The 9,524-nt window shown below is 73.6% G+C and carries 8 protein-coding genes; 3 read left to right on the top strand and 5 right to left on the bottom strand.

The genetic code is table 11. The features are described from left to right. Positions 1 to 234 precede the first annotated feature (234 nt). The 3 genes from VFJ94_RS16315 to VFJ94_RS16305 are packed head-to-tail and all read right to left on the bottom strand — an operon-like array spanning position 235 to position 4,954. A complete protein-coding gene (locus VFJ94_RS16315) occupies positions 235 to 2,046 on the bottom strand; it encodes an ABC transporter ATP-binding protein (RefSeq protein ID WP_325005283.1) in 1,812 nt (603 codons plus the stop codon). Next, entirely contained in the window at positions 2,043 to 3,875 is a 1,833-nt protein-coding gene (locus tag VFJ94_RS16310; protein WP_325005282.1) for an ABC transporter ATP-binding protein, read from the bottom strand. Before VFJ94_RS16310 ends, VFJ94_RS16315 begins: the two co-directional genes overlap by 4 nt. Before the next feature lie 59 nt (positions 3,876 to 3,934). Then, on the bottom strand, positions 3,935 to 4,954 hold the full coding sequence (locus VFJ94_RS16305) for a GNAT family N-acetyltransferase (protein ID WP_325005281.1): 1,020 nt from the start codon (positions 4,952 to 4,954) through the stop codon (positions 3,935 to 3,937). Positions 4,955 to 5,020: 66 nt separating this feature from the next. Here VFJ94_RS16305 and VFJ94_RS16300 point away from each other — a divergent pair, with 66 nt between their 5' ends. Then, complete coding sequence (locus VFJ94_RS16300; protein WP_325005280.1) at positions 5,021 to 5,659, top strand: TIGR03085 family metal-binding protein; 639 nt, start codon at positions 5,021 to 5,023, stop codon at positions 5,657 to 5,659. 77 nt (positions 5,660 to 5,736) lie between these two features. On the opposite strand, the gene hisF is transcribed toward VFJ94_RS16300, so the two are convergent. Next, complete coding sequence (gene hisF, locus VFJ94_RS16295) at positions 5,737 to 6,510, bottom strand: imidazole glycerol phosphate synthase subunit HisF (protein WP_325005279.1); 774 nt, start codon at positions 6,508 to 6,510, stop codon at positions 5,737 to 5,739. A 42-nt stretch (positions 6,511 to 6,552) separates the two neighbouring features. Between hisF and VFJ94_RS16290 the strand changes: the two genes are divergently transcribed. Continuing rightward, positions 6,553 to 7,182: a hypothetical protein gene (locus VFJ94_RS16290; RefSeq protein ID WP_325005278.1), complete on the top strand. Its 630-nt coding sequence runs from the start codon at positions 6,553 to 6,555 to the stop codon at positions 7,180 to 7,182. Continuing rightward, positions 7,179 to 8,363 carry an MFS transporter gene (locus VFJ94_RS16285; protein ID WP_325005277.1) on the top strand — a complete coding sequence of 395 codons (1,185 nt, stop codon included), beginning with the start codon at positions 7,179 to 7,181 and terminating at the stop codon, positions 8,361 to 8,363. The genes VFJ94_RS16290 and VFJ94_RS16285 overlap by 4 nt, the downstream gene beginning before the upstream one ends. 101 nt (positions 8,364 to 8,464) lie before the next feature. Here VFJ94_RS16285 and VFJ94_RS16280 read toward each other — a convergent pair whose 3' ends face one another. After that, positions 8,465 to 9,508, bottom strand: a complete 1,044-nt coding sequence (locus tag VFJ94_RS16280; protein ID WP_325005276.1) for a hypothetical protein — start codon at positions 9,506 to 9,508, stop codon at positions 8,465 to 8,467. Between the last annotated feature and the right edge of the window lie 16 nt (positions 9,509 to 9,524).

Below are 9,524 nucleotides of genomic sequence, written 5' to 3'. Positions count from 1 at the left end.
CACTCGACAAGGTCAGCGCGCCCACCGGTCCCCCCCAGGCGCCCCCCCCACCCGTCGAGTGGCCATTTCCGCACGCGCCCGGGCGCGCACAAGTGACCACTCGACAAGGTCGACGCGCCCATTGTGCCGTCCGCGCGTCCCCAACCCGTCGAGTGGCCATTTCCGCACGCGCCCGGGCGTGCACGAGTGGCCACTCGACGAGGTGGGGCGCGCACAAGTGGCCACTCGACGAGGTCAGACGGACTGCTGCTGGGCCATCCACGACTCGTGCAGCCGGGCGTAGACGCCCCCCTGAGCGACCAGCTCGGTGTGCGGGCCGCGCTCGACGACGCGTCCGGTGTCGACGACGATCACCTCGTCGGCCGCCTGGGCGGTCGAGAGCCGGTGCGCGATGGCGATGGACGTCCGCCCGCGGGTCAGCGAGTCCAGGGCCCGCTGGAGGCGCACCTCGGTGCTCGGGTCCACCGCGGACGTGGCCTCGTCGAGGACGAGCAAATCGGGGTCGGCGAGGTAGGCCCTGGCGAGCGCGACGAGCTGGCGCTCGCCGGCGGACAGGGACTCCCCGCGCTGGCCCACCTCGGTCCGCAGAGCCTGCGGCAGCGTGTCGAGCCACTCGTCGAGCCCGAGCTCGGTCAGGGTGAGACGCACGTCGCCCTCCGACGCTCCGGGGCGGCCGAAGCGGATGTTCTCCAGCAGCGTGCCCTCGAAGAGGAAGCCCTCCTGCGGCACGAGGACGACGCGTTGGCGCAGCGAGTCGAACCGGATGCGGCGCAGGTCGGTGTCGTCGACGAGGACCCGGCCCGTCGTCGGGTCCATGAGCCGGGTCAGCAGCTTGGCGAGGGTCGACTTGCCCGACCCGGTCTCCCCCACGATCGCGACCCGGCTGCGCGGGGCGATCACGAGGTCGATGTCGTGCAGCACCGGCGGGCCGTCCGGGTAGGCGAAGCCCACACCATCGAACCGCACGGTGATCGGGCCCCGGGGCAGGCGGACCCCGGCGTCGCCGGGGTCGGCGACGTCGGCCTCGGTGTCGAGGATGCCGATGACCCGCCGCCAGCCGGCGACGGCATTCTGCATCTCGTTGAGGATCTCGGTGGCCTGCTGCACCGGCTGGGTGAAGAGGTTGACGAGGAAGAGAAAGGCGAGCAGCTCCCCGAGCGTGAGCCTGCCGCGGACCGCGAGCAGGGTGCCGACGACCAGCACCACCGCGGTGGTCAGCCCCGAGACGAGCTGGCCGGAGGTGAAGGCCAGGACGGAGCGCGTCTGCGCGGCGATGGCGGCCCGGCGGTGCTCCTCGACGGCCCGGTCGATCCGCTCGGCCGTGCGCTCCTCCACACCGTAGGCGCGGATCGCCTGGGCGCCGACGACCGATTCGGACACGGCGCCGAGCAGGTCGCCGACGCGCTCCCGGACGCGGGTGTACGCACGCCCGACGATGCCCTGGAACTTGCGGATGATGACGAAGAGCGGGACGAAGCAGGCCCACACGACGAGCGCGAGCGCGGGGCTGTAGAGGACCATGAGCACCGAGGCCAGGGTGACCTGGGCCAGGTTGACGAGGAGCATGAGGCCGCCGAACTGCACGAACATCGAGATCGTGTCCACGTCGGAGGTCACGCGCGAGACGAGCGACCCCCGGCGCTCGGCGTTCTGGGTGAGCATGGCGAGGTCGTGGATGTGGCGGAACGCCTTGAGCCGGAGGGTCGCCAGCCCGTTCTCGGACGCGCGGAAGAGGCGGACGTTGACGAGGTAGGCGGAGACTGCGGTGACGGCCACCCCCGCGAGGGCAAGGCCCACGTAGGCCAGCACGACGTCGACGTCCGGCCCACCCCGGGCGAGGATGCCCTCATCCGTGGTGCGCTGCACGACGAAGGGGACGAGCACCCGGCCCAGCGTTGACAGGGCCGCGAGGGCCAGCGTGACCCAGATGCCCCTGCGCAGCTCGGGAGAGAGCGCGACCCCGCGCCGCAAGGTCTGCCACGTGCTCAGCTCGCGGCCGGAGGCGATGCCGTGGTGCTCCACGGGCGCGGTGAACCGCATGCTCATCGGGCGACCTCCCGCTCCTCGTCGGCCGCGATGGCGGCCCGCTCCGCGGCCTCGCGGGCGTATGCCGTGACGAGCCGCTCGTATCCGGCGCACCGGCGCACGAGCTGCTCGTGCGTGCCGTGGTCGGCGACCCGGCCCTCCTCGACGTAGACCACCTCGTCGGCGAGCAGGATCGTCGCCATCCGGTAGGCGACGACGATGACGGTCGTGCCGGAGCTCGTCTCCCCCAGCCGCGCGAGGATCGCCTGCTCGACGCTCGGGTCGACGGCTGACGTCGCGTCGTCGAGCACGAGCAGCTGCGGGTCGCGGATGACCGCTCGGGCCAGGGCGATCCGCTGCCGCTGGCCGCCGGACAGGCTGGCGCCCCGCTCCCCCACGCGCGTGTCGAGCCCGTCGGGAAGCCGCCGCACGAAGGCGGAGCCTTGGGCCACCTCGAGCGCCTGCCAGACCCGCTCGTCCGGATGCTCGGTGCCGAGCGTGATGTTGCCGCGGACGGAGTCGTCGAAGAGGAAGGTCTGCTGCGGCACGAGGGCCGCCACCGCCGACACCCCGCCGCGACGCACCTCCCGCAGGTCCACGCCGTCCATGAGCACCGAGCCGGTCAGCGGGTCGACCAGCCGCAGCAGCAGGTTGGTCAGGGTCGACTTGCCGCTGCCCGTGGGACCCACGAGCGCCACGGTCGTGCCCGCCGCCACGTCGAGGGAGACGTCCCGGACCGCGGGGTTGAGCTCCGTGCGCCCGTCCTCGGTGACGACCTCGTAGGCGTAGGTCACGCGGTCGGCCTCGAGCCGGCTCGCCCCCGAGCCCGGGAGCGACCGGCTGCCGTAGGCCATGGACCCGCTCGCGTCGAGGACGGCCCGGATCCGGCTCCAGCCGACGACGGATCTGGGCAGCTCCGCCAGGACCCAGCCGAGCGCGCGCACCGGGAAGGCGGTGATGGAGAAGAGGTAGGCGATCTGGACCACCTCGGCCGCCGTGAGCAGACCGGTGCGGACACGCACGGTGCCGACGACGAGGACGGCGAGCGTCCCCAGGGTCGGGATCGCCTCGATGGCAGGGTCGAACCGGCCACGCGTGCGGCCCACCTCGATGTTGGCGTCGCGCAGCTGGTGCGTGACCGCCCGGAACCGCTCGGCCTCGTGGTCCTCGCGGCCGAGGGACTTGACGATGAGCGCGGCCTCGAAGCTCTCGTGGGCCACCTCCGAGACGTCGGCCCGCAGCTGCTGGGCCCGGGTGACCCGCGGTGACATCGCCCGCTGGAAGGCGACGTTGGCGAGGAACAGCAGCGGGAAGACCGTCAGTCCGACCACGGCCAGGACGGGGTCGACGACGACCATCTGCACGATGCCGAAGACGAGCATGACGACGACCCCGAGCGCCATCGGCAGCGGCGCGAAGATGTTCCACGTCGCCTCGACGTCGGCGTTGGCGTTGGACAGCAGCTGGCCGGAGGGGTGACGGTGGTGCCAGCTGAGCGGCAGCCGCAGGTACTGGCGGGTGACCTGCCGGCGGTACGTGGCACCGAGGTTGTACATCGCCACCCCGCCGGCGAGGCGCCGGGTGATGACCCCCACGACGTTGACGAGCACGACGAGGGTGAGCGTGCCGCCGATGACCCACAGCTGGCCGCTCGTGACGCGGCGCGCCGCGATGGCCGGCCCGACGGCGGTCTCGACGACGTGGCCGATGGCCCACGCGGTGAGGCTCGTCATGATGCCGTAGACGGCCGCGCCGCCCACCGCGAGCGAGAACCAGCGCGGCTCGCTCCGGATGCCACGGGCGATCACTGCCACGCCCTGGCGCAGGGTCGAGGGTGGGCTGCTGCTCACGGCGAGGGGCTCCGGAAGGTCGGGACGTGCGGAAGGTGCGCGGACAACCACCGACCCTCTCACGGCCCTGCGACAGTCGTCGGACTCGCCCCCCGCTCCCACCGCTGCTCGCCGCCGTCGGACCCGACGAGCCGGAAGCCGCACCGGCGCAGCACCCGCCAGCTGGCGGTGTTGCCGGGGTCCGTGTGGGCGATCACGGTGCACCCGGCCGCCGCGAGGGCGGCCGCCATGGCCGGGACCACGTCGGTCATGAGACCCGAGCCCCGCGCCTCCGGGACGAGCCCGTAGCCGATCTCGACCACGCCGCGGTCGTCGGGCGGTCCGAAGCAGCCGATCGAGCCGACGACCAGGGCGTCGGAGCGCCGGACCACGTGCCGGGGCGACCACACGTCCGGGCCGCGCAGCATCCGAGCCGCCTCGACGTCGTCCTCGCGCGGGTAGCCGGGCGCCCAGCTGGGCAGCCGGCGACCGGAGAGCATGGCGTCGACGTCCGTGTCGGTGAAGAGCACGAGCCGGGCGGTCCGCGCCTCGACGGGCGCGAGCGAGATCGGCGCCACCGCAGCCCCGGTCTGCAGCCAGTACCTGCGCATCCCGCCGCGGACGTCCTCCAGCAGGCCGCCGCACGCCTCGATGGTGCGCGCGGACGCGACGTTGTCCGACTCGCAGGTCACGAGCACGGGGTCGATCCCGCGGCGGGCCGCCTCGGCCAGGGCCAAGCGCAGGGCGGCCGTGGCGACTCCCCGTCGCCGTGCCCGCGGGCGAACGGCATACCCGATGTGCCCACCGGCCTGGAGTAGGAAGTCGGTGAGCTCATGCCGCAGCGAGATCGTCCCGACGAGGCGGCCGTCCTCGACGATCCAGCGGGTGGAGGCGGGGACCCGGTCGCCCGGGAGGTGCGGTCCCGGCGTCTCCGACTGCCAGAGCCAGTCGACCCACGCCTCGAAGGCGGCGGGCTCGCGGATCCGGGCCAGCTCGCCGGGCTCGATGGCCGCGCCGTGGACCCGCTCGCCCGCGAACTCGTCGACCATCTCCCACCAGGAGGCGCGCAGATCCGCGGTGGGGCGCACGAGCTCGACCATGCCGGCGAGCCTACGGAGCGCAGGCTCGCCGGGGCCAGCGCGTTTCGGTCCTGCGAGGATGGCGCCATGACGAGACATGCCGCCTCCGAGCGCCAGCTGCTCTGCGACGAGCTCGAGCGGCTGGGTCCCGACGCGCCGACGATGTGCGAGGGCTGGGCGACGCGTGACCTCGCCGCCCACCTGCACCTGCGCGAGGCGCGCCCCGACCTCGCGCTGGGGGTGCTGCTGCCCCCGCTCCGTGGCCGCCTCGAGCGCGAGCGCCGGAGCCTGGTCGGCGAGGACTACCGGAAGCTCATGGGCCGGCTGCGCGGCGGCCCGCCGGTGTGGAGCCTGGGGCGCCTGCCCGCGGTCGACGAGCGGCTCAACCTCACCGAGTACTTCGTCCACCTGGAGGATGTCCGCCGGGCCCAGCCGGGCTGGGAGCCGCGGCGGCTCGGCGTCGAGCTGCAGTCCACGCTCTGGCGGGGGCTGCGACGCAGCGCGCGGCTGATGTTCCGGCGCGCTCCCACGGGCGTCGTGCTCATCGCGGACGGACACGGCAGGTATGCCGCGAAGTCGCCCGGAGAGCGCGGCACCGTGATCGTGCGCGGCGAGCCGGCCGAGCTGGTGCTCTTCGCCTTCGGGCGGACGACGGTCGCGCAGGTCGACCTGCAGGGCGACCCCGACGACGTGGCCGCGCTGCGCGAGGCCCGGCTCGGCGTGTGACGGCTCGGCGGGTGACGGGTCGGCGGGTGACCGTCAGCGGACGACGGGTCGGCGGGTGACCGTCAGCGGACGACGGGTCAGCGGACGACGACGCCCGCGTGCCGCAGGGCGTCCTTGACCTCGGCGACCGTCAGCTCGCGGAAGTGGAACACCGACGCCGCGAGGACGGCGTCGGCCCCCGCCGCGACCGCCTCGGGGAAGTGCTCAGCCCGCCCGGCGCCGCCGCTCGCGATGACCGGCACGGTGACCGCCGCCCGGACGCGCCGGATGAGCTCGAGGTCGAAGCCGTCCTTGGTGCCGTCGGCGTCCATGGAGTTGAGCAGGATCTCGCCCGCCCCGAGCTCGGCGGCCCGGGCGCACCACTCGACCGCGTCGAGGTCGACCGCGGTGCGACCCCCGTGGGTCGTCATGACGAAGTCGTCCGTCCGCTGCCCGTCGTCGCCGCGGCGGCGGCGCACGTCGGCGGAGAGGACGAGCACCTGGGCACCGAAGCGATCGGAGATCTCGGAGATGAGCTCCGGCCGGGCGATGGCGGCCGTGTTGACCCCCACCTTGTCGGCCCCGGCGCGCAGCAGCCGGTCGACGTCGGCGGCGGTGCGCACGCCCCCGCCCACGGTGAGCGGGATGAAGACCTGCTCGGCGGTCCGCCGGACGACGTCGTAGGTCGTCGACCGGTCGCTGCTGCTCGCCGTGACGTCGAGGAAGGTCAGCTCGTCGACCCCCTGGTCGTCGTAGAGCTTCGCGAGCTCGACGGGATCGCCGGCGTCGCGGAGGTTCTCGAAGTTGACGCCCTTGACCACCCGGCCGTTGTCGACGTCCAGACAGGCGATGACTCTCGTGGCCACGGGCATGCGGACAATGTAGCCGGGGCGGCCGTGGGTAGGGTCGCCCCCATGCCAGACCCGACCGTCGACCCGGCCCGCGGGCCCGATCCGGCGCAGGTCGACGCCGTCGTCGCGCTCGCCCGGGCTGCGGCGCCCCGGTGCGGCGGCACGGTGGTCGTGGGCATCGACGGGCCGAGCGGCGGCGGCAAGACGACGCTCGCCCAAGCGGTTGCCGACCGCCTGCGCGCGCCGCTCCTCTCGCTCGACCACCTCTACCCCGGCTGGGACGGCCTCGCCGCGACCCCGCAGCTGCTCGCCACCCGCGTGCTGGAGCCGCTCCGGGAAGGGCGCCCGGCGGCATACCGCCGCTGGGACTGGTCCCGGGGGGAGCCGGCGGAGGTGGTCGACGTCCCGGCCACCGCCCTGCTCGTCGTCGAGGGCTGTGGCGCCACGGTCTGGCCGGCCGGGGCGTATGCCGCCGTGCGGGTCTGGGTGGAGGCGCCGGCGGACGTGCGCCGGCGCCGGGGCGTCGCCCGGGACGGCGACGCCTACGCCCCCCACTGGGAGCGGTGGGCCGCGCAGGAGCGTGCCGTCTTCGCCGCCGACGGCACACGCGCGCGCGCTGACCTCGTCCTCGACACATCTACGCTCGGGAGCATGCCCGTCTCCGCCCCGGCCACCCGCCGCGTCCCCGGATGAGCCGCCCTCGCGCGCTGCCGCCCTTCTGGGTCATGGCCGCGGCACTCGTCGCCGTCGCGGCGAACCTGCGCGTCGCCATCACGAGCGTCCCGCCGCTCCTCGCCTCCATCTCGGCCGACCTGGGGCTGAGCCACGCGGCGGCCGGGGCGCTCACCACGTTGCCGGTGCTGTGCATGGGTCTCTTCGCGCCGGTCGCGAGCGCCGTCGCCCACCGCATCGGCGCCGTTGCCGCCGTGCTCGGGGCCTCGGTGTGCGTCGTGCTCGGCACGGCGTCGCGGTTCGCCGGTGACCAGGTGGCCGTGCTGTATGCCGGCACCTTCGTCGCGGGCGTCGGCATCGCCGTCGCCGGCACGCTGCTCCCCCGGCTGGTCAAGACGTTCTTCCCGGCCGACCGGGTCGGCCTCGTCACGGGCCTCTACATGCTCGCCATGATGGGCGGGGCGGCGCTCTCCTCCGCCGTCTCGGTGCCGCTCGCCGAGGCGCTGGGCTCGTGGGAGGGCGCGCTCGGCTCGTGGACGGTGATCGCCGTGGTCGGCACCGTGGTCTGGGCACCCTTCACGATGCGGGCCAACCCCCACCACACGCGAGGCGAGACGGCTCGCGGCCGTCTCCCTTGGGGCGCGCCGGTGGCGTGGCTCGTCGCCGCCTACCTGACGTTGCAGTCCTGGTGCTTCTACTCGACGGTGACGTGGCTCGCGCCGACCTACGTCGAGCACGGCTGGGCGGCTTCGTCGGCCGGCTACCTGCTCTCGGCCTTCACCGCCGCCCAGATCGTCTCGGGGCTCCTCGGTCCGGTGCTGAGCGACCGGGTGACGGACATGCGCCGGCTGCTGCTGCCCTCGGCCCTGCTGGGCATCGTCGGCTGCGTCGGCGTCTACGCCGCGCCGGTCGCCGCACCGTGGCTGTGGGCGGTGCTCATCGGGCTCGGGCAGGGCGCAGCGTTCTCCCTGGCCCTCGTCCTCCTCGTGACGTACGCCCGGACGCCCGCCTCCAGCGGGCGGCTCACCGGCATGGCCTTCCTCGTCAGCTACGGCATCGCCTCGGTGGGACCGCTCGCGATGGGCGTCGTCCGCGACGTGACCGGCGGGCTCACGCCGGTGTGGCTCATCCTCGCCGCGGTCGGGGTCGTCCAGGTGCTCGTCGTCACGCGGCTGCGGCCCGACCTGCGCAAGGTCGACTAGCAGGTGTGGGAGTAGCGGCCCGGGGCGTTGCCCACCACGAGACGGACGGCGCGCTGCGGCATACGGCACGCGTTGCCCGTGCCGTATGCCGCCTGCCGCGCTCATGGCGCGAAGGGCACCTGCTCCCAACGGAGGACGTCGGCGGCGCCGGGCCGGTTGATCGTGACCTTGAGCCAGTCGGTGTTGTTCGCCGACCCGTCGACCGTGACGCGGCGCAGGTTGTCGGCGGCACCCGCGACACCGTACGTCGCCAGCCACCCGGAGCCGGTGGCGAGGGGCCGGTCGGTGTTGTAGACGTGGCTGTCCCCGTTGAAGAGGTAGACCTGCCCGTCGAACCGGCTCGACTCGTCGACGATGGCCTGCACGAGCGGCTTGAAGGCCGAGATGTCCTGCCACGTCGGAGTGAAGCTGGGGTCGAACATGTCGGCCTGCAGCAGCAGGACGACGGCGCGGTCGTGGCGCCTTCGGGCGTCGGCGAAGGAGCGCCGCACCACGTCGACGACGTTGGCCATGCGTGCCTGCTCCTCGGCGAGCTGCTGGGGCGTGGCGCTGGTGTTGCCGATCCCGGTCCACGGCGCGAGGTCGTTGTTGCTGCCGACGACGTGGAGCGCGGCGAAGCTGACACCCTGCTCACGCAGCCGGACGTTCTCGGGGAAGCCTGCCCTCGCCTCTGACTCGACCCTTGCCGGTTTCTCGCCGAGCGTGACGCCGGGTTGCGGGAAGAAGACGGACCGGTCGAAGGCGAGGCGCTCGAGCGGGTTGTAGGAGCCGTTGTTGGCGCGGTGGCAGTCTGTCCACTCGTTGTCACCCGGGGTGTAGACGAGCGGGCTCGTGAAGCGGTCGAGCTGGGCCTTGATCATCCGGTAGTAGCCGTCGTCGCAGCGGGTGGAGCCGTTCTTGATGTCGCCGAGGTGGAAGGCGAGCTCCGGGTCGGCCGCGTTGATCTGGTCGACCCAGCGGGGGAAGGCCGCCACTTGGTCGGCACCGTAGGGCACGTCACCGATGACAGCGAAGGAGAAGTGGCCGGGCTTGTCCTGGCCGGGTCCTCGGGTGGCCGTGGTGGTGTCGGCGAAGGACGAGGTAGGGACGGTGGCCGTGAGGACGAGAGCGAGCAGAGACGCACCCGCAGAACGACGTGGGGACATGGGAGCTCCTGGGGAG

Origin of the sequence: Intrasporangium sp., from assembly GCF_035688975.1 — a bacterium.
In the GTDB taxonomy this organism is placed as follows: Bacteria; Actinomycetota; Actinomycetes; order Actinomycetales; family Dermatophilaceae; genus CALMNV01.
Note: the sequence above shows the minus strand (reverse complement) of the source record. Positions and strands in the feature narration are given on the sequence as shown.

What these genes read in the sequence shown, in the direction of transcription:
- VFJ94_RS16290 (WP_325005278.1), top strand. Translation starts at nt 6,553, where the DNA reads ATGCCAGACCCGACCGTCGACCCGGCCCGCGGGCCCGATCCGGCGCAG.
- VFJ94_RS16300 (WP_325005280.1), top strand. Translation starts at nt 5,021, where the DNA reads ATGACGAGACATGCCGCCTCCGAGCGCCAGCTGCTCTGCGACGAGCTC.
- VFJ94_RS16280 (WP_325005276.1), bottom strand. Translation starts at nt 9,508, where the DNA reads ATGTCCCCACGTCGTTCTGCGGGTGCGTCTCTGCTCGCTCTCGTCCTC.
- VFJ94_RS16305 (WP_325005281.1), bottom strand. Translation starts at nt 4,954, where the DNA reads ATGGTCGAGCTCGTGCGCCCCACCGCGGATCTGCGCGCCTCCTGGTGG.
- hisF (WP_325005279.1), bottom strand. Translation starts at nt 6,510, where the DNA reads ATGCCCGTGGCCACGAGAGTCATCGCCTGTCTGGACGTCGACAACGGC.
- VFJ94_RS16285 (WP_325005277.1), top strand. Translation starts at nt 7,179, where the DNA reads ATGAGCCGCCCTCGCGCGCTGCCGCCCTTCTGGGTCATGGCCGCGGCA.
- VFJ94_RS16315 (WP_325005283.1), bottom strand. Translation starts at nt 2,046, where the DNA reads ATGAGCATGCGGTTCACCGCGCCCGTGGAGCACCACGGCATCGCCTCC.